Annotated in this window: 16 protein-coding genes; 13 read left to right on the top strand and 3 right to left on the bottom strand. The window is 43.8% G+C overall.

What is annotated here, in order from left to right:
* Nucleotides 1-224 precede the first annotated feature (224 nt).
* Nucleotides 225-974: a DeoR/GlpR family DNA-binding transcription regulator gene (locus U4956_RS05630; protein ID WP_323089581.1), complete on the bottom strand. Its 750-nt coding sequence runs from the start codon at nt 972-974 to the stop codon at nt 225-227.
* 261 nt (nt 975-1,235) lie between these two features.
* Between U4956_RS05630 and U4956_RS05625 the strand changes: the two genes are divergently transcribed.
* Nucleotides 1,236-1,919 (top strand): transaldolase family protein, encoded by a 684-nt coding sequence (locus U4956_RS05625; RefSeq protein WP_323089580.1) that lies wholly within the window; start codon nt 1,236-1,238, stop codon nt 1,917-1,919.
* A gap of 267 nt (nt 1,920-2,186) precedes the next feature.
* On the opposite strand, the gene U4956_RS05620 is transcribed toward U4956_RS05625, so the two are convergent.
* Together U4956_RS05620 and U4956_RS05615 are read right to left on the bottom strand one after the other, a co-directional pair.
* Nucleotides 2,187-2,810, bottom strand: coding sequence for a DUF3793 family protein (locus tag U4956_RS05620; RefSeq protein ID WP_323089579.1), 624 nt, complete (start codon nt 2,808-2,810; stop codon nt 2,187-2,189).
* Nucleotides 2,811-3,010: 200 nt separating this feature from the next.
* Nucleotides 3,011-3,802, bottom strand: coding sequence for a hypothetical protein (locus U4956_RS05615; protein ID WP_323089578.1), 792 nt, complete (start codon nt 3,800-3,802; stop codon nt 3,011-3,013).
* 472 nt (nt 3,803-4,274) lie between these two features.
* Between U4956_RS05615 and U4956_RS05610 the strand changes: the two genes are divergently transcribed.
* The 12 genes from U4956_RS05610 (at nt 4,275) to U4956_RS05555 (ending at nt 19,905) form a co-directional block, all read left to right on the top strand.
* Entirely contained in the window at nt 4,275-5,417 is a 1,143-nt protein-coding gene (locus tag U4956_RS05610) for a YihY/virulence factor BrkB family protein (RefSeq protein WP_323089577.1), read from the top strand.
* 440 nt (nt 5,418-5,857) lie between these two features.
* Nucleotides 5,858-7,396: an IS1634 family transposase gene (locus tag U4956_RS05605; protein ID WP_323089576.1), complete on the top strand. Its 1,539-nt coding sequence runs from the start codon at nt 5,858-5,860 to the stop codon at nt 7,394-7,396.
* Between the two features lie 322 nt (nt 7,397-7,718).
* Nucleotides 7,719-8,411, top strand: a complete 693-nt coding sequence (locus tag U4956_RS05600) for an N-acetylmannosamine-6-phosphate 2-epimerase (protein WP_323089575.1) — start codon at nt 7,719-7,721, stop codon at nt 8,409-8,411.
* A gap of 105 nt (nt 8,412-8,516) precedes the next feature.
* Nucleotides 8,517-9,434, top strand: coding sequence for a dihydrodipicolinate synthase family protein (locus U4956_RS05595; RefSeq protein ID WP_323089574.1), 918 nt, complete (start codon nt 8,517-8,519; stop codon nt 9,432-9,434).
* Between the two features lie 361 nt (nt 9,435-9,795).
* Complete coding sequence (locus U4956_RS05590; RefSeq protein WP_323089573.1) at nt 9,796-11,361, top strand: sodium:solute symporter; 1,566 nt, start codon at nt 9,796-9,798, stop codon at nt 11,359-11,361.
* Complete coding sequence (locus U4956_RS05585; RefSeq protein WP_323089572.1) at nt 11,358-11,813, top strand: YhcH/YjgK/YiaL family protein; 456 nt, start codon at nt 11,358-11,360, stop codon at nt 11,811-11,813. Before U4956_RS05590 ends, U4956_RS05585 begins: the two co-directional genes overlap by 4 nt.
* A 244-nt stretch (nt 11,814-12,057) precedes the next feature.
* Complete coding sequence (locus U4956_RS05580) at nt 12,058-12,951, top strand: ROK family protein (protein WP_323089571.1); 894 nt, start codon at nt 12,058-12,060, stop codon at nt 12,949-12,951.
* A 156-nt stretch (nt 12,952-13,107) separates the two neighbouring features.
* A complete protein-coding gene (locus U4956_RS05575) occupies nt 13,108-13,968 on the top strand; it encodes a MurR/RpiR family transcriptional regulator (RefSeq protein WP_323089570.1) in 861 nt (286 codons plus the stop codon).
* 162 nt (nt 13,969-14,130) lie between these two features.
* Entirely contained in the window at nt 14,131-14,778 is a 648-nt protein-coding gene (locus U4956_RS05570; protein WP_323089569.1) for a GDSL-type esterase/lipase family protein, read from the top strand.
* 1,730 nt (nt 14,779-16,508) lie between these two features.
* A complete protein-coding gene (locus U4956_RS05565; RefSeq protein WP_323089568.1) occupies nt 16,509-17,177 on the top strand; it encodes an IS607 family transposase in 669 nt (222 codons plus the stop codon).
* Between the two features lie 254 nt (nt 17,178-17,431).
* A complete protein-coding gene (locus U4956_RS05560; protein ID WP_323089566.1) occupies nt 17,432-18,391 on the top strand; it encodes a hypothetical protein in 960 nt (319 codons plus the stop codon).
* Nucleotides 18,392-18,654: 263 nt separating this feature from the next.
* Nucleotides 18,655-19,905 carry an IS110 family transposase gene (locus U4956_RS05555; protein ID WP_323089565.1) on the top strand — a complete coding sequence of 417 codons (1,251 nt, stop codon included), beginning with the start codon at nt 18,655-18,657 and terminating at the stop codon, nt 19,903-19,905.
* The last annotated feature ends 2 nt before the right edge of the window (nt 19,906-19,907 follow it).

Raw genomic sequence — 19,907 nt, 5'->3', positions numbered from 1 at the left:
GGCTGTTTGGAGTCCTCCGGATTTTTTTGGAGAATGAAGGAAACAAAATGAAGGAAGAAAGAAGCAGGAAGAGTTTCACAAATAGCGGTCCGGCTAGTCAATCCATGGAGAAGTGGAAAAAGAGGACAGTCAGATAAAGAACTAAAAAGGCCAGCGTTTCGCAATCTACGAAACACTGGCCTTGATTTTTACGCCGGTTTGGCTTGAAGGATTTAGGATCGGTTTCAGGCAATTTCAACCTGGCAGCCATTGCGAACAAGAATATCGCGGGTTGAATCGGGAAGATTGGAATCGGTAATCACCAGCTTTGGCTGATCTTTGATATTGATGGGAATGGATCCGTGCTGACTGAACTTCTCGCTTTCGGTCAGAATGACAAGCTTGTCGCATTGTCTGGCCATATCCCGGACTGCCTGCGTTCGCATCTGGTCACTGTTGGTAAAGCCAGTCCGTTCGCTGAAGCCGTCGGTACCGATAAAGAAATATTTGACAAAATAGTTTTCGGCCCCCTGCGCAACCAGCGGACCAGTCATCACCTGGGAGTCTTTCTGGTAAATACCGCCAAGCAAAATCACCTGGGCACCATCAGAATGCCGGATATAATCCGCAATGAAGGCGCTGTTGGTAATGATTGTCAGATCCTTTTTTGTTTCGGCAAGTTCCTGGGCAAGCAGGGCACAGCACGATCCCGATTCGATCATCAATGTATCGCCGTCCTGAATCAGCTCAGCGGCTTTTTTGGCGATCTGCTTTTTCGCTTCAAAATGATAGGCAATCCGTCCAGCAATATCGTCTCGGCTGCGCAGTCTGGCAAAGCCATGTTCACGATGAATCAAGCCTTTTTCTTCCAGTTCATTGAGGTCTTTGCGGATAGTGACCTGGGAGACTTCAAGTGCTTTGGAAAGATCGGTGACATCCATGCTTTCCTGACTGGTTAAATATTCAAGAATCAGATTCTGACGATTGTTTTTCATAAGGTCTGGCACTCCTTTTTCCTGTAGATTTTCTGCGCTCTTTTCGATATTCAGGTTTCGATGAATGCAGTATCGAAACTTTATCCTCTATAAAATAAACCAGATTGCCTTTAAATTCAAAGATAAAAGTTTCAAATGAAATTTAATGGATGTTCGATTGACATTTTTAAGGGTGCGGTCTATCATGAACTTGCGAACGAAAGATATAAAATCTTCATTCGAAAATTTAATAAAAATGATCTGTTCGATCTGGAGGATAAGATGAAACTGTTAATCGACGATGCAAACGTAGAAAAGATTCGCAAACTGGTGGCGGAATACCCGGTCGATGGCGTAACGACCAATCCATCCATTCTGGCCAAAGCCAAACGAAACCCAATCGAAACTTTGCATGAAATCCGTGAAATCATTGGTCAGGATGCTCTGCTGTTTGTTCAGGCAGTTCCAACCGATACCGAAGGCATGATCAAAGAGGCCAAAGCGATCACCAAAGAATTTGGCCAGAATACAATCGTCAAAATTCCGTCCATCCCAGCTGGTTTTGCGGCCATCCGTGAACTCAAGAAAATGGGTATTCATACTTGTGGGACTGTTGTTTATACGCCAATGCAGGCTTACCTTGCTGCCAAAGCTGGAGCAGATTATGTGGCTCCCTATGTAAATCGCATTGATAACATGGGATATGATGGCGTCGGTGTCGTTAAAGAAATTCAGAATATCCTGACGAACAACCATATGGATACGGAAGTCCTGGCTGCCTCGTTCAAAAACAGCATGCAGGTTCTTTCTCTTTGTGAATATGGAGTCGGTGCAGCAACCGCTGCTCCAGATGTGATTGAAGCGCTCGTGAAAAATGTAGCCATTGATCAGGCTGTCGATACCTTCGTGGATGACTTTAAAAAACTTGGCTATGGCGACAGCATTGCTGAAATTCTTGGTCAATAAAGTTTCCCTGTCATACGTACAACCATAAATAGACAGGCAAGAAAACGACAAATGGAATCACAGAAACAAAATTAAAACAATTGAAAAGTCCGCTCATCAAACAGGCGGACTTTTCAATTGTTTCCTATCTGTCAGTGATATCCGGTTCTATCTGTTCTATCCGTGATATCCGGCGCTGAATACCTGCTTTCGTTTTATGGAGACTGTGCGATTTGATTTTTAAGTGGGGAGTTGGAGGATGGCTGACCGGTTCAGGAAAGAATGGCTTTAGCAGGCGACGACCATCTGTTCAACAGGGCGTCCCTGATGGAAAAGGTGGGTGTAGATGGAGGTGCATCGCTTGCAGTGATTGAAGAATTTCTCTTTTTCTTCCTGGTCACAGTAGGCGCACCAAAGCCCCATGCAGCAGCCGCTTCTATCTTTGTTTTCCACAAACAGCACCACATCCTCCAATGGATAGCCGATAAAAATACCAATCTCATGAGGAAATTCGTTGCCTTTTAACAGACGCTCGCGCAGAACATCCAGACATTCTTCCAAAGAAAGATCCGGGTCATAGCCATAGCGGCCTAGAAAGTCACGGACCCCGGCTTTGTTCAGATCTGCCATCACCTGATGCGGGCGATAGACATAAATGATCGTTGGACGCGGGGATGTGCCGTCTTTGAGAATCGTTACGCGAACGCCAAATTTTGAAAGCTTCTGATCCCAGTATTCAACTTTCAAGCGAATATACTCAGGATCGGTGGGGCGGACGGAGAAAATGCTGGCGGATTTAAATCCCGCAAGAGTTGGGGCACAAATTGGAACCAGCTCCGCTTCAAAGCTGGCGTACCATTCCGGAACTGCACTTGTTTTTCCAGGGTTAATCTTCATTGTAGCTGTATTCATCTTCGTCCTCCTTGGATTGCCTTTTTGATAATGGCAATCGCGCTTCTTCTTTTCGGTTAGTTTAAACTAACTTACGGAAGAAATGATATTAGCTTAGACTAACTTTGTCAAATGAATCTGAGAGAAAAAGACAAAACGACTGCTGAGTGACCAGCAGTCGTAAGTGGAAAAGAAGAATCTTGGAAAGGAAGAAAAATCGCTTAAAGCAGGTCAGCCGTATAGGTTTCAGGCAGGTGTTCTTCAGCCTGATTTAAGGCTTCCTGGCCATCGCTGGAATGATGAGCCTGATGACGGATCAGGCAGTCCCGCCAGCCGCGGGAAATGTTCTGACGTTCGGTCACATTGAAATCATTCGTTTCAAATAATGGGCGTAAAATAGCCAGACTGAAATGATATTGGCAAGCTTTTTCCAGAATGGTATCGAAAGTCACTTCTGGACGATCCTGACTTAAGGTCAGGTAAGCAGGCAGAATGTTCAGCCAGATGGTTTCGAGCTTTTCATCAACCAGACCATGGCGTTCAAGCAGAGCCAGTGGTTTTTCGGATGGGATCTCATAGTCCATGAAGGTCAGGGTAAAAGATGGGTTAGAAAGCAGATCCATCAGCTTAAAGGCAGTCGTAAAATCACGGGCTGTGGCAGCCTGATGAATCAGGGCTTCGCTTTCCTGAATTAACGAGCGGACATTCTTTTCATCGGTTAAAACAAAATGTTCAGGTGCGTCGACCAGCAAATCTTCACCATATACAGGTTCAGCTTCCAGCTTTAACTGAGCTCCGGCAGCCTCGTTCCATCTCTGTTCGAGATCTTTAGCCTGTTCGCGGATGGAATTTATCGATGGCCCGCCAGCAGTTCTGGCCGCTTTCAAAGCTTCGATCAGTGCAAACTGGCTGGCTGGATCCTGCGCCAGCTCACGCAAGACAGTGATCAGTTCTTTTTTGGTGGCCAGATCCAGCAGTTCATTGAGTTCGTCAAGATAATTCAAAGTCTTCATAACCGTTCTCCTCAAAGGGGTATGCATCGCTGCCCATCCAATGCTTTCCTTATATTTATTCAGATGTTTATCCAGGTAGTGCATCTATTCAGGTAATCAGAGACGGTGGATGTCGATCCTGATCCAGGCATCTGTTTTGAAAGGGACGGCAGGGTGCATAAAAAATCAAAGATAGTAACAGGATATCACCTGAGACGGTTTTACAGGTTCGATTCTCGCAATTTCAAAAGGAAGCCATCGAGATTGCATGAGGAATTGAAAAAACAGGACGAAGATGGGAGAATTGTCTTTTCTTTTTGCGGACATCCTGTAAGAAAGAATGGCCAGAATTCGAAGATTCGTCTTGCGATCTCGTAAGAAATCTGGCTAGATAAAGAAGAATAACCATTTTCAGGCCGTTTGAAGACGGCATAATCAATTTGAACAGTAGAGGGGAGTGGACAGCAGCTAAAGCTGACTGTTGAGCATAGATATGGCAGATAAAAAACAATCACCGTTTTCCGGGGCGATGAAGTCTTTTTTTCAGTCGCTGCCCGGGCAGATGCTGATCCACTATTTTACCGATGATCTCGGAACCCGTGCGGCAGCAACCACTTACTACCTTATTTTTTCAATCTTTCCGTTGTTGATTCTGCTGTCCTTTCTGGTTGGACGACTGGATATCGATGTGCTACAGGCTTTAAATGGACTTCGCAATGTGTTGCCGCAAAGCATCATTTCCATCATCGAAAGCTATCTCAACTATGTCCAGGAAGCTCCATCCAAAACAATGCTGACATTTACCCTGGTTTTTTCCATCTATTTTCCCTGGCGGGTTGTCAGTTCTTTGATGAAAACGATCCGGATGTCCTATGGCCAGCCGCCTGCACCCCGGCTTCAATTCATTCTGAAATCCATTGTCGGCGCGATTATCATGCCGCTGACATTGGTGCTGACGCTGGTGATGTTTGTTTTTGGCCGCAATGTCATTCTGTATATTATCCATCTCTTCAGCCAGAATGCTGCCGAACAGTTTGCGGGCGAGATGATTTTGAGAATCTGGGACTATGGGCGATTTCTGGGAGCAGGTGTGCTGATGTTTTTTGCGCTGGGCATTGTCTATAATCTTTCCCTCGATGGCCATCAGAAGTTTAAATACCTGGCTCCGGGCAATATCTTTGCGATCGTGCTCTGGATTCTGGCCAGCGTGGTCTTCTCTTTCTATGTCGAAAATTTTGCCAAGTATTCGGTCATTTACGGTACCCTTGGTGGATTTATCGTTTTGCTTTTGTGGCTGTATCTGACCAGCCTGACTTTCATTCTGGGTGGAGAACTCAATGGTCTGCTTGCCCAGCGCCGCCGGGATATCCGAAAGGAGATGGATCGACGCCAGGAAGAAAAGAAAAAGCAGCGTGAAGAAAAGGCTGTAAAAGAAGTCCAGGAAATCACTGAGAATATGAAAAAGCGTCTGGCTGACATGAGCATCGAACAATATGAAATCATGCAGCGCGATCTTCGCAAATATGTCGAAGCCAATCGGGCAAAAGAAGCCCGGAAGAAACAGAAAGCTGATCAGTCGGCACAGGAAGTCGATCTGCAGGTGGAAGAAATGACACTGACTGGTTTCCAGGAATAAACAGGAGCAGTTTGCAGACCGCTCTGGACCAGCAGAAGATTCAATCCGCCTGATTTGCCTGTCCATCTGGCAAAAGGGATCAGGAAAAAGAAACCAGGAAATAAAAATCAATTTATCGATCAAAAAAACTGAGCAGGCAGCGTATACCTGCTCAGTTTTTTTGATGACTGGCTGTTCGATCGATTGCGATGGAGAAGAGAAGCTACGGAAGAGAAGCTACGGAAGAGAAGCTACGGAAGAGAAGCTATGGGAGAGAAGATGCACAAGAGCAGACAGGCAAGAGAAATACAGCCTAAATTCCCCACTATATACAGAGATGTAGTGGTCCGAAAGTCCTGATATTACTTTTTATAAAGAAATATCAGGACTTTTCTCTTGACTTATTAAGTATGTATAATCTATAATATTTACAAGTTATACATAGGTTTTGGAGGCCTGCTATGTCATCTCAAGTGAAGGTTAAAGGTAAAAATGGTCGGATTTATGTTTATGAGGTTGAGTCATTTTGGAACAAAGAGAAGAAAAAACCTGATTCTCATCGTAAATGCATCGGCCATATCGATGAACGGACGGGAGAAATCGTTCCGAATCGGCCTAGAGCTAAAAATGGAAACGGACTTTGTCAATCTAAACCAGAGTCACAGATTACTGTAACTGGCAGCGGCAGTTTTTCGATTGTGGATAAGGCCGCTCGTGAAACGGGGTTAATGGACTGCCTTAAAAAAGTCTTCCCAAATCACTGGCCTTACATTATGACCTGCTGTGAATTTCTAGCCTCTACCGGTGATCCGCTCTACTTAATTGACCGCTGGTCTGCTCATAATGAAACCTACCTTCCTAATGGTTTAATCAGCCAAAGAGTCAGTGAGCTTCTGCAATGTCTTACCTTGTCAAAGCAGCAAGAATTTTTCAGAACATGGATAGCTCATAATGAGTCTAAAGAATACTTTGCCCTGGACATCACAAGTGTTTCATCCTATTCCGAATTCATTTCCATGGTGAAGTATGGCTATAACCGCGATCATGAACCTCTTCCCCAGATTAATCTTCTGATGATTACAGGGCAGAAAAGCAAGCTTCCTATCTATTTCATGCCCCTTGATGGCAAGATCAAGGATGTAAAGGCACTGAAGTCCGTTTTGGAGAACCAGACGATGATTACCCCAAAAATGCTTTCTTTGATCATGGATAAAGGATTTTTCTCGTTATACAACCTGGAGGCTCTCTATAAGGACCATTTTCACTTTGCGTTAGGTGTACCTTTTACCAGTAAGATCGCCAAAGAAGCTGTAGAAAAATACAGAGATACGATTGAAAGCCACTACAATGTGGTGAGTGTTGCAGGTGATGAGGTTTATGGAGTAACAGAGCTGCAGAAATGGGAAGGCCATCGTCTCTATCTCCATATTTATTTTGACAGCGATAAAGCTGCTGGAGAAAAGAAAGCATTCAATCATAAATTGCATACTACTTACCAGGCGCTCTGCAACGATGAAAAGGTAAATGATGAGAAATTCGTTGAAACGTATTTCACCATAAAAGAGACAAAAGTCAGAGGACGCAAGGTTCTCTATAACGATGCGGCCATCGAAAGCCATCTAAAAAACAGAGTGGGCTGGTTTGTCATGGCCAGTAATTTCATCAAGGATAAAACAGAAGCATTGACCATCTACAGAGAGAAAGACTGCGTTGAAAAGTCATTTGATGACCTGAAAAATCAGATGGATATGAAACGATTGAGAGTCCACAGTGAAGAGACAATGAACGGGCGGATATTCATACAGTTTCTGACATTGATCCTGGTTGTTTGGATTCGTCAGAAGCTTTCAGAAGTGAAATGGTCCAATAAGTATTCCTATCAGGAAATCATGAATGAGATTGGAGAACTTAAGAAAATCAGCGTGGAAGGAAAAAGAAAAAATCTGACTCTGCAGACAACCAGTCTACAGAATCAGATTATGGAACTATTCGGCCTTTAATGGACATGTGTATAAAGGCGGGAATTTAGGATACAGAGGACAGAAAGCGGCGTTGGTCAAAAGGGGATTTAGATTAAAAAGATGAAATAACAATGTTTATATTCGTAGACTGAATATAAATAAATCTTTGTAGCACGGAAATTTCATTATGGAAGTGTTTTGCAAAGAAATAAATTTCAGTTTATTTGCAACTTAAGACTTAGTTATAAATCAATTAGGCTCCTATAAAAGTTTTTATGAAAGTAATTTCTAAATTAGATTATGAAATTGAAATAAATTTCAGATTGGGTATACTCATATCTGTCAAACGAAGGGAGCAGACATGAAAGATAAGACAGCCCAGGCTATTGAGCACAAACTGATCGTTTCCTGTCAGGCACTGCCAGAAGAGCCGCTTCATTCCTCCTTCATTATGGGACGAATGGCGCTGGCGGCCAAAGAAGGCGGAGCTGCAGGGATTCGGGCCAATTCCGTAGAAGATATTGCTGAAATCAAGCGTCAGGTGGATCTTCCGGTAATCGGCATTATCAAACGAGATTATCCAGAAAATGGTGTACGCATCACGCCTACAATCAAAGAAGTCGATGAACTAATGGAAGTCAGACCGGAAATCATCGCTTTAGATGCAACGGATCGTCTGCGGCCGGATGGGAAAACTCTGGATGAGTTTTTCGCCCATATTAAGGCCAAATATCCAGAACAGAAATGGATGGCAGACTGTTCAACGATTGAAGAAGCCCTCCATGCCGATCAGCTTGGTTTCGATTACATCGGCACAACACTGGTGGGATATACACCGCAATCCCAAAACGATCGGATTGAAGAAAACGATTTTGAAATTATTCGCACGATTTTAAAGAACGTTACCCATCCGGTCATTGCGGAGGGCAATATTGATACCCCCTCTAAACTGCGCCGCGTAATGGAACTGGGATGTTTTTCCAGTGTTGTGGGCAGCGCAATTACCCGTCCTCAGTTGATCACAAAGCGTTTTACGGATGCACTTGAAGACTGAAGCCGGAAAACGTGAAAAACAAAGGAAACAGAAACCCCAAACGGATTGAAATCTAAAACTATGTTTGAAGAAAGATCTGCCACTGGCAGCAAGAAGGAGAACAAAATGAGAGACTTAACGAAATACGAAGGTGTGATTCCAGCATTCTATGCCTGCTTCGATGAAAACGGCGAAATCAGCCCCGAAGCTGTCCAGGACTTAACACGCTACTTCATTAAAAAGGGTGTCAAAGGTGTTTATGTCAATGGAAGCAGCGGCGAATGCATCTACCTCACACCTGAACAGCGCAAAACCGTTCTGGAAAATGTCATGGCAGCTAACGATGGTTCTTTAACTGTCATTGCTCACGTTGCCTGCAACTCGACCAAGGAAAGTCAGGAACTGGCCCGCCATGCAGAATCTCTGGGTGTCGATGCAATTGCTTCCATTCCACCAATCTACTTCAAGCTTCCAGAACATGCCATCGCCAAATACTGGAATGACATCTCCGCAGCAGCTCCAAATACGGACTTTGTGATCTACAACATTCCACAGCTGGCTGGCGTTGCCTTAACTCCGGCTCTGTATGCCGAAATGCGCAAAAACCCGAATGTAATCGGCGTTAAGAACTCCTCGATGCCTGTGCAGGACATTCAGATGTTCGTTGCCGATGGCGGCGATGACTACATTGTCTTCAACGGACCAGATGAACAGTTCATTTCCGGAAGACTGATGGGCGCTAAAGGCGGCATCGGCGGTACCTATGGTGTGATGCCAGATCTGTTCTTAAAAATGAATGAAGCGCTTGAAAACAAGGAATGGGAACTGGCAAAAGCCATGCAGTACGACATCAACAATATCATCTACAAGATGTGCTCCGCGCATGGAAATATGTATGCAGTCATTAAAGCCATCCTGAAAGAAAACGAAGGCCTGGAACTTGGAAGTGTTGCTGCCCCGCTTGCTCCACTTGCCACCGAAGATGAAGCCATCGTTAAAGAAGCAGCTAAAATGATCCGCGACGCCCGCGCTAAATACCTCTAAACAAAAAACAGAAACCAGAAACAACCAGAAATAAATCAAATCCAGACAGGTTTGAAGCCGTAACTTCGCTTCTGTCTGGTCTTATTGCCCACTACCCTCCAAAGCGACCGCAAAACGCCGTCGCTTTGGGCCGGGCACTGGTCGGACCAAAAAACTGACGGTCAGATCGTCCAACCGGACACGAAGAGTCAGTTCAAGCCATCCGAGATCAATGATCAGCAATTCATAAATGAGTAACTCATGATCAGAAACTCATGAATCAACAATTCATGATCAACGGTCAATTCTCAAAATCAGACGAAATACGAATCGTCCAATCAAGACGCACAAACAATACACAAATAAATAAAGGAGACAAATTATGCAAGGATTTACGATCTATGACTTTATCATCCTCGTTGTCTACCTTGGAGCCGTCCTTGTAGCTGGTCTGTTTTTCGCCAAGAAAGACATGAAAGGCAAGGAGTACTTCAAAGGTGACGGAACCATCCCCTGGTGGGTAACTTCTGTATCAATTTTTGCCACCCTGCTTTCCCCAATTTCCTTCCTCTCGCTGGCCGGAAACTCCTATGCCGGCACCTGGATTATGTGGTTTGCCCAGCTCGGTATGCTCATTGCCATTCCGCTGGCTATTCGCTACTTCCTGCCCGTTTATGCAAAACTGGATATCGACACAGCTTACCATTATCTTGAGCTGCGTTTTGGATCCAAAGCCCTTCGCGTTCTGGGTGCGGTGATGTTCATCGTCTACCAGATCGGAAGAATGTCCATCATCATGTATCTGCCCTGCATGGTCCTTGCATCCTTAACCGGGATTAACGTCAACATCCTGATTCTGATCATGGGAATCATTGCGATTATCTACTCCTATACAGGTGGTCTGAAATCCGTATTATGGACTGACTTTATTCAGGGATCTGTACTGATTGTCGGCATTATTTTTGCGCTGGTTTACCTGATGAGCAACATTGACGGTGGTGTAGGTGCTGTCTTCTCTTCCTTCTGGACAGAACACAAATTCCTGGCTCCAGATCAGCCGATCTTTGATGCCAACCTGCTTCGTGATTCCGTGTTCCTGATGGTTTTTGGTGCCGGACTCAACACGCTTGGTTCTTACGTATCCAGCCAGGATATCGTTCAGCGTTTCGTTACCACAACCGATACAAAGAAACTGAACAAAATGATGCGTACCAATGGAATCCTCTCCATCGGTCTTGCTACTGCATTCTACCTGATTGGTACAGGTCTGTATGTCTTCTATCAGCAGCATCCGCTTCCACCAGCAGCTGCGCAGGACCAGATCTTTGCTTCCTATATTGCTTTTGAACTTCCAGTTGGAATTACCGGTCTGCTGCTTGCTGCCATCTACGCGGCCGCACAGTCCACACTCTCTACAGGTCTGAACTCCATTGCTTCCTCCTGGACACTGGATATTCAGTCCCGCCTGACCAAAAAAGAAATGAGCTTTGAAAAACAGACCAAAATTGGTCAGTATGTTTCTCTTGCTGTTGGAATTTTCTCTATCGTGGTCGCAATGCTACTGGCTTCTGGCGGAATTACTTCGGCTTACGAATGGTTCAACGGATTCATGGGTCTTGTTCTTGGAATTCTCGTTGGTATCTTTATTCTGGGTGTTTTCTTCCGCAGAGCCAATGCATGTGGTGCTTTCGCAGGATTTGCCGCTTCAACGATCGTCATGATCATCGTCAAATACTATGCAACCAACGTATCGATCTGGTCTTATTCTCTGATCTCGATTGCTGTCTGCCTGGCTGTTGGCCTGCCGGCAAGCTGGCTGTATAACAAAGCGACTGGCAAGAAAACAGATGCACCAAAGTTTACCGTGTACGCTGATTTCAGAAAAGGTCTCAAAACCGAAGAAAGACTTGCTGAAGTCCGCGATGCTGCGGCAGGAGGTATGGCATGATTTTTGCAAGATTAGCTGACCCGGCCAGCCAGGGAAAACTGGAGGCCGGAGTTCAAGAAGCTGTTGACTTTGCCTTAAGCCATGACCTGGCTTCATTTGAAAATGGATCTCATCCGATTGATGGTGACCGCTTGTTTGTCAACATCGTCAGCTATGAGACGAAAACGCCGGAAGAACGGTTCTGGGAGGCTCATAAAGACTATCTGGATGTCCATGTTCCCATTTCTGGGGCTGAACAGATTGATCTGAACTTCCTCGAAAATTTAGAGAAAGGCGAATATGAAAAGGCTGGGGATTTCCAGCCAGCCTTTGGAGACAAGATGGCCAGTGTCATCATGAATCCAGGTGACTTTCTGGTCTGCTATCCCAATGATGCTCATCGCACCGCAGTTAAAGCCGGTGATCAGCCAGAAATGATCAAAAAAGCGATTTTCAAAGTCAAAATCGACTGATTCTATTGATTGACCAAGCACTTTGAATCATCAAACCGTCTTTCAAAAACCGGAAGACGGTTTTTTACTGCCAGATTCCAATCATGGACTGTGCTGGCTAAAATAATAGTAATTGGAAGCTTTTTCAAAGCGGAGAGAAACCCGCGTGTTGGCAGGAATGGCGTGCTATCGTAACGATTCTTTGAAAAGCTTCGCAGATGAAGGTTTGAAGACATGAGAAGGTCTATGAAAAGGAGCGAGAAAAATGAATAAGTTTATCTGCATTGATATTGGCGGAACAGCCATTAAATATGGAGTCGTTCAAAGCGATGGAATGATCGTAAAAGCCCAGGAAACCCCGACCCACGCCAATAAGGGCGGCAAAGCTCTGGCACAGAAAGTGTGTGGACTGGCCGCTGAGTGCAGGGAAGAATATCCAGAGGTAAAAGGAGTCGCCATTTCAAGTGCGGGAATGGTGGATACAGACAACGCGTCAATTTTATATGCATCCGATGCGATCCCAGGGTATGCGGGAATCTGCTTCAGGGATGAACTGGCCAGTCTGACTCTGCCCGTTGAAGTTGAAAATGATGTCAATTGTGCCGGCCTTTCTGAATATGCAAGCGGCAGTGCCAAAGGGGCCGGATCTGCTCTGGTTTTAACAATTGGAACAGGAATTGGTGGCTGCTTTATTGATCATGGACGGCTTCTTCATGGCAATACGTATTCAGCCTGTGAAGTGGGTTATATGCCATTATATGGAGAACATTTCCAGAAACTGGCTGCCACTTCGGCGATGACGGCCAATGTTGCCAAACGCAAAGAAGAGCCAATTGAAGAGTGGAATGGCCGGAAAATTTTTGAACTGGCGGCTGCTGGCGACAAAATCTGTCAGGAAGAAATTGAGCGGATGTGTACCTACCTTGGACAGGGGATTGCAGCCATCTGTTATATCCTTAACCCGGAAGTTGTGGTACTTGGCGGCGGAATTATGGCTCAGGACAAAATTTTGCGCCCAATGATCGAAAAAAGCTTTACCCAGGCATCGATTCCCCTGATTTCTGAGTCCACCCGGATTGAATTTGCCAGCCACCAGAATGCAGCAGGCATGCAAGGGGCCCTGGTTCATTTCCTGAATTCTCATCCCGATCTTGCCTGATGAGTTTTTGCATTCAGGAGGATGATCCATCGTTAATGTCTGATATATCGAGCAAATGTCGATATAGATATAAAAGGTTGATAGAACTGAAGTAGATCTATGGGAAAGTGCACGCCTATAGATTCGGACAAAGCGGTAAAGAAAGGAGTGGTATTCATGCAGTATACAGAAAAATCGGCTCTGCCTCTAATTGAGGCCGCCTATTCCAATATGACCCAGACCGAAAAAGGAATTGCTCACTATTTCCTTGAAGAAAATGAACCAAATGATCTCTCATTAAAAGAAATGGCTCATCTGCTTGCGGTTTCGGAAGCCACTCTGGTCCGCTTTGCCAAAAAATGTGGGTTTAAAGGCTATCGAGAATTTATCTTTCAGTACAGCAATAGTCTGGAAATGAAGAAAACCGGCGAAAACATTGCCCAGTCTTCCTTACAGGTACTCAATGCCTATCAGGATCTGCTGACGAAAAGCTACAGCCTGATCCGGGAAGAACAGATCTGCAAAGTGGCGCAGATGATTTCGGAGGCCAGACGGGTATATGTAGGTGGAATTGGGTCATCGGGATATGCCGCCAGAGAAATGGCCTATCGATTTATGCGGGTTGGTGTCGGCATCGAGGCCTTTGATGATGTCGATATGATGCGGATGATTTCGGTTTTCCGTGACGACCAGGATTTGGTTTTTGGTCTTTCTTTATCAGGAACGCGGCAAGAATTTCTCGAATATCTCCATGTTGCCCACCAGCGCAAAGCGAAAACAGTTCTGATCACCTCCAGCCCCCGTGAGTGTTTCAAGGAGTTTGTGGATGAAGTGATCATTGTTCCTTCGCTTTTGCATCTGAATCACGGCAATCTGATCTCCCCGCAGTTTCCGCTGCTGGTGATGATTGATATTTTATATGCGGCCTATATGCGCCAGAACAGAAGTGAAAAAGAAAACCTGCACGGCCAGACTGTCCAGATGGTTGAACGTGACCGAGTCCTAAGCGATGCCCAGCAAAGTAGCAGTCAAAAGTGAGTCAGGGCAGGCGGCAGTAAACCACCAGAAAAGCAACAGCCAGAAAAGCAGAGCGGCTGAATGGAAAGCCGAGTAAATTGAATAAGAGTGCAGTCGAATGCGAAGCACAAGCGAACAGACTGAAGAAGAATAGTCAATAGTCGAACAAAAGGAGTAATCAGAATGACAAAACGAATTTTATGCTTTGGAGATTCAAATACCTGGGGATATTGCCCCTATGAATATCGCCGGATGGATGAAAGATGGACCCGCCATCTGGATGGCGGCCTGGATGAGCTGGAAGTTATTGAAGAAGGTCTGTCCGGACGCAATGCGGTGTGCATCGATACCTTCCAGCCCGAAAAATCCGGCTTTAAGGATTTTAAAACCGCGATTCTGACGCATCATCCCCTTGATCTGATTATTCTTATGCTTGGAACAAATGATTTAAAGTCGTCTTATCATTCTTCAGCCCGGTTTATTGCCAATGGGATCCGCCAGTATGTACGCGAATATATGAATCCGACCCTTTTCGAGGGAATGCCCACGCCAGCTTTGCTGGTGGTGGCTCCAATCCTGCTCGCTGATCATCTGCCAGAACTTCAGGGTCCTGGCGGTACCTTCGACGCCTATTCGGTCGAGCAGTCTAAACTGTTAGCGGATGAGATTCAAAACGCGATTGCTCCTTATCCAGTCTATTTTCTGGATGCTTCAAAATATGCCCAGGCCAGTGACTTTGATGGAATTCATATGGATGAAGCAAACCATCAAATGCTGGCCCAGACCCTCAGTCATAAAATCCAGGAGATTTTCAGTCAGACTGTCCAATAAGAAGAGTTGTTTTTCTTTGATGGATTTGAGTCTCTTGAATAAGAAGACGAGAAGCACGGAATGAAAAGATGAATTCCTTTTCCATTCGATCAGTAACCGATCCAGTCCTCCTTTAAAAATCAGGAGGGATCAAAATCGAAAAAGGAAAGTCTGCCACTCGACCTTCATCCTTTCTGTCGAAATTTCATGATTGGCGAAAAGAAAGCAGAGAGCCGAAAGAGGTTCTCTGTTTTTATGTACGCAAGTAATTTGTTCAGGATCGTGACCTGATGCAGCGAAACAGTCAATGATCCCCATAGTGGGGCTGCTAGAGCTGCAATTCGACGATGCGGGTCTTGTTTTGCGTGTTGTCATTCCTTTCAATATCAGCTAACAACAGGATAACCCAAAAATGAAACAGTCCGAATAGCTGCGCAGCTATCCGGGACTGTGTAGTTGCCTGCAAAAAGTGGTATATGTATACATGGGATTAATTTGCACCACAAGAATGTGAGGCGGAAATTCAGGTTAAGTGTTTCGCTTATCTTCTTTAACTGGAAGAGCGGCTACTAAAATCCAGCCAGCGAGGGGAACAACCATGCAAATCCAAAAATACAACAAACTATTATAACCTTTCATTTTACAAACAGATTGAAATGCTTTAGCAATCCAGTATGTAACTAATATATATAATATTAAGAAGAAAATAATGGTTCCAGGATCTAAATAATTTGGGATCTTACGCAAATGTAGTTTTTAACACTAATAACCCTGGTGAATAAATAAACTTGCATCATTTATGCTGTTGATTAAATAACAATGCCTAATTCGAGATGAGCTTGTCTATCACATTTTGGGTTATTACTATTAGCTACAATTGCTATCGTCAATAATAGTAACAGTAGCTAAACACGCTATTTGCGTAAGAACCATAATTTGATGTCATCTAATGCGGCAAGGAAACCCCATAGCTTGTTGTGGGGAGGAATTGCCGCCTACACCTCCTATTCAATGTTTACAATATTGTTTTGTCGCTTATCAATAAGCCATCCATTCGATGACTCAAGTCTTTTTAATTTCTTCCAGGATACAGAAGCAGATACCGTATTTCCGTCAAGCATCCTGATATCGCATCTTCCTGGTGTTCGTTTTTCCAAAGGCTCTTACGCAAACAGTGTATTTAGCTATCATCACTATTATCGATGACAGTAATTCCTGCTCATGATAATAATCCAAAACGCGATAGATAAACTCATCTCAAATTAGGTAATGTCACTTAATCAACAACAAGAATGATTCGAGCTTATTTATTCACCAGAATCATTAGTGTTAAAAACTACATTTGCGTAAGATCCAATTCTTCTAGCAGAGATGGATTGCATTTTTACTATAACATGGTGCTTTTGAATTGTGTATTATTTTTTTTGCTTTTGTTGTCTATAGATCAATGTGGTGCTATTTACAACATTACTGTTTACACCTTATAGATAATCAAAGCACGACAAAGAGGCGAGTCTCTGGATCTTTTTCAGAATACTCGTCAGTTGTCGTGCTTCTTAATGCTTTTTCGATTTTCTCGCTTCCATTGCCTGTCGGATTCAGGGGTCGATCTAAAAACGTTGTACGAATTCATGGGTACACAACTGTTACCTTATCTTGGCGAATCAAGATATTAATATTCTTATATAACTATTTTATAATTCAACTAATTGTGGATTTTTTATGGTATCATTCAAACAGGAGATGACGTTATGATCGGTCCTGAAGACTTAAGAAGAGAACGCTATACCACTGGACAAATTGGAAAACTTGTAGGGAAAAACTACCATACAATTGCCCTTCATAAAAACAAGGGAATGATTAATATGGTGCAGGATCCCGTTTCCGGGTTCTGGTATGCCGATAAAAAAGACCTGATTGATTATCTGAAAAAACTCGGGTTATGGAACAATTCCGAGAAAAAGAATGCTATCTATGCCAGGATTTCTTCCCATGATCAAAAGAAACATGGTGATCTGGACAGACAGATCGGCAGGCTCTGCCAGAAAGCTTCTGGCGCAATGATCTTTTCTGATGTTGGCAGCGGCCTGAATACAGAACGAAAAGGACTAAACAAACTCATAGATGAGGTCATTCATAATAAGATTGATGTCCTCTATATCACTCATAAAGACAGACTCACCAGATTTGGATATGGCTATCTTGAAAAGTTTTTTAATGCCCATGGAGTCAAAATCATAGTGACCGAGGATAAGCCGGATAAGAACTCTCAGGAGGAGCTGGTAGACGATATGATGTCGCTCCTTGCCTTCTTTTCCGGGCAAATGTATGGAATGAGAAGGTCTCAAAGAAAAAAGATTGCACAACAGGCCAAAGAGGCAATTGAAGAACCTCTCAAACAGGAAGAAACAAAAGATTGAGAGGCCTGTAAAAGAAAGGAGATGCGTATATGGCGACAAAAATGAAAATTCGAGAAAAAGTCCCCAAAGAGGCTCTTACGCAAATAGTGTGTTTAGCTATCATCACTATTATCGGCGATGACAATTGCGATTAAGCTTAACAACCCAAAATGGGATAGGAAAACTCATCTTGAATTAGGCGCTGTTATTTAATCAACAATATGAATGATGCAAGCTTATTCATTTGCCACGATTATTAGTGTTAAAAACCACATTTGCGTAAGATCCATCAAAGAGCAGCTCTTTTTGATGAAGAATCGTTTACACTCACTTCCTCCGGCCGTTTTGGTAAAGAAGGATGTCTGGATAAAAAATCACTGCTCAAACCAAAGGAAGAAGCTGTGGCGCAGCTGGCGGAACTTAGAGCCTATATTGAAACAATGGCAGAACATTTTTCCCGGATGGTTCATTCGGCATGGGTGATGATCTGCCATGGATTGGAAGATGGCGAGATTAAAGCTTCTCTGACCAAACAGTATTCTGTTAAAGCAAGAGTAGCGAATGCGGTAATCAACCAGGCTCGCACCAGAATGAATTCCCTGAGTGCTCTCAAAGTGACACAGATGGAGGAGCTTGAATCCAAAATCAGCGCCTACGAGGAGCTGCTTGAAGATCAGAAAAAGGAGCATAAAGAATGGCACCAGGGCGTAAACTGGCATAAGCCGCAAAAAGGTGACTGCCAGAAAAACAGATACTGGAAACGAAAACTCAACAACATGAAAAACCGCCTCCATGGAATGAAGCAGAAACTGGCAAGCTGGAAAGAAAAAATTGAAAACAGTTCTTTTTCATGCTGCTTTGGATCTAGAAAACTCTTTAAGGCTCAATACCATTTAATAGAAGCAGGATTTGCAAACCACGAGGAATGGAAAGCGGCCTGGAGAAAAGCCAGAAAGAAAAGCTATTATCTGTTTGGCAGTTCGGATGAGACTCAGGGAAACCAGTTGTGTCAATTAACATCAGAATCTAAACTTGGCTCTGACTGGTTCAGTCTGCTTCTTAGAAGCGGGTTTAAAGATGACAAAACTGGGCATCACATCGCAGTGCGGATTCCATATCTGAAAAAAGAACTGAAAGACAATCTCGAAAACCGCTCTGTTTCCTATCGTTTTGTTCTGAAAGATAGAGGACTGTATATCCAGCCGATGGTTACAATCCAGAAAAAATTCCCATAGCTCGGGCGCTGCCACTCCCCATGTAACTGGGGGTGTTGAGAATTATTATTTTTTCATCGAGCATTCTATATACTGAATTTAGCGGAAGAGATCGACTTCTTTTTGAGGCACAGATCTCGCAGAAAAAATTGATAGAAGATCTTCTGTGCGCACCACTGACTGTTTCCAAACGGAATTGTGTTTTATTGGATTCCGTCCGAGAACGAAGAAAAAAATGAAGATTTCAGAAGATCGGCCGCTGCTATTTTCAGGAGAAAATCAATATGGAAAAACAATATGCGGTTTGTTGTGGTATCGATGTCCATAAGAAGCTTTTGGTTGCCTGTTTAAGAACAAAAGAGACAATTACAGTCCGTTCTTATGGTACTTCAACGCAGGATCTCCTTGATCTTGCTGATTGGCTTACCTCCAATCACTGCGAAGCTGTAGCTATGGAGAGTACAGCTTCATACTGGAAACCTGTTTATAACATTCTCGAATCACATGGTCTGAATCCAATGGTAGTCAATGCCCAGCACATGAGAAATGTTCCTGGAAAAAAAACAGATGTCAAAGATGCCGAATGGATTTCCGATCTTCTTATGCACGGCTTGCTTAAGGCCAGCTTCATTCCTACAAAGCGCCAGCGCGAACTGAGGGAATTATGCACTTACCGAAAATCCTTAATTGCTGATCTTGGTGCCGAAAAGAATCGACTGCAGAAAATGCTTGAAGGAGGCAATATCAAGCTTTCTGGAACCATTTCAGATATTAACGGGATGAGCGGAAAAGCATTGATGGATTTTGTCCTGACCGGAGAAGTGTTTGATGAAAAAGCTTATGATCGTCTTATTAAAGAAAAGAAGATATCTAAAAGACTTAAGGCCACAAAAGGAGATTTGATCAGAGATATGCATGGCTGTCTGACACCTTTGCAGGTTAAAATGATCAACATTCTGAGAACTCATATCCAGGAGTTAGAAACTCATATTCAAGAGCTCACCGATGATATTGATGATCAGCTGAACAAGGAAGAGAAGGAAGCCTGTGAATTGATCAAAGAAATTCCAGGAATCTCAGATACGAGCGCCCAAACGATTATTTCTATAATCGGAACTGACATGAATCAATTCCCGACGGATGGCCAGTTATGTTCCTGGGCTGGACTATGTCCAGGAAACCATGAAAGCGCAGGAAAAAGAAAAACAGGCAGAACAAACAAAGGCAACAAGGTATTGCGAACCACCTTGGTTGTCTGTGCTCATTCTGCCGTTAAGAAAAAGGATTCCTACTTTGGAGAGATGTACAAACGGATTTCTAAGCGTCGAACGAATAAGAAAGCAATAGTTGCAGTAGCCCATGCCATGCTGAAAACCATTTGGCATCTTCTAAAGAAGGGCGAGAAATATCATGATTTGGGAGCAGATTACTTTGAAAAGAAAGAACGAGAAGGAAAGATCACTTCACTCAAGAAGAAACTTCAGCATTTAGGGGTAACTTTGACACCAGATCAGCTAGCTATATTAGATGCATAAAT

It is taken from the genome of Allobaculum sp. JKK-2023 (genome assembly GCF_034745455.1).
Lineage (GTDB): Bacteria > Bacillota_I > Bacilli_A > Erysipelotrichales > Erysipelotrichaceae > Allobaculum.
This window is presented reverse-complemented; position numbering and strand designations above follow the sequence as displayed.

What these genes read in the sequence shown, in the direction of transcription:
- U4956_RS05585 (WP_323089572.1), top strand. Translation starts at nt 11,358, where the DNA reads ATGATTTTTGCAAGATTAGCTGACCCGGCCAGCCAGGGAAAACTGGAG.
- U4956_RS05605 (WP_323089576.1), top strand. Translation starts at nt 5,858, where the DNA reads ATGTCATCTCAAGTGAAGGTTAAAGGTAAAAATGGTCGGATTTATGTT.
- U4956_RS05580 (WP_323089571.1), top strand. Translation starts at nt 12,058, where the DNA reads ATGAATAAGTTTATCTGCATTGATATTGGCGGAACAGCCATTAAATAT.
- U4956_RS05625 (WP_323089580.1), top strand. Translation starts at nt 1,236, where the DNA reads ATGAAACTGTTAATCGACGATGCAAACGTAGAAAAGATTCGCAAACTG.
- U4956_RS05565 (WP_323089568.1), top strand. Translation starts at nt 16,509, where the DNA reads ATGATCGGTCCTGAAGACTTAAGAAGAGAACGCTATACCACTGGACAA.
- U4956_RS05630 (WP_323089581.1), bottom strand. Translation starts at nt 974, where the DNA reads ATGAAAAACAATCGTCAGAATCTGATTCTTGAATATTTAACCAGTCAG.
- U4956_RS05595 (WP_323089574.1), top strand. Translation starts at nt 8,517, where the DNA reads ATGAGAGACTTAACGAAATACGAAGGTGTGATTCCAGCATTCTATGCC.
- U4956_RS05600 (WP_323089575.1), top strand. Translation starts at nt 7,719, where the DNA reads ATGAAAGATAAGACAGCCCAGGCTATTGAGCACAAACTGATCGTTTCC.
- U4956_RS05570 (WP_323089569.1), top strand. Translation starts at nt 14,131, where the DNA reads ATGACAAAACGAATTTTATGCTTTGGAGATTCAAATACCTGGGGATAT.
- U4956_RS05610 (WP_323089577.1), top strand. Translation starts at nt 4,275, where the DNA reads ATGGCAGATAAAAAACAATCACCGTTTTCCGGGGCGATGAAGTCTTTT.
- U4956_RS05555 (WP_323089565.1), top strand. Translation starts at nt 18,655, where the DNA reads ATGGAAAAACAATATGCGGTTTGTTGTGGTATCGATGTCCATAAGAAG.
- U4956_RS05575 (WP_323089570.1), top strand. Translation starts at nt 13,108, where the DNA reads ATGCAGTATACAGAAAAATCGGCTCTGCCTCTAATTGAGGCCGCCTAT.
- U4956_RS05615 (WP_323089578.1), bottom strand. Translation starts at nt 3,802, where the DNA reads ATGAAGACTTTGAATTATCTTGACGAACTCAATGAACTGCTGGATCTG.
- U4956_RS05590 (WP_323089573.1), top strand. Translation starts at nt 9,796, where the DNA reads ATGCAAGGATTTACGATCTATGACTTTATCATCCTCGTTGTCTACCTT.
- U4956_RS05620 (WP_323089579.1), bottom strand. Translation starts at nt 2,810, where the DNA reads ATGAATACAGCTACAATGAAGATTAACCCTGGAAAAACAAGTGCAGTT.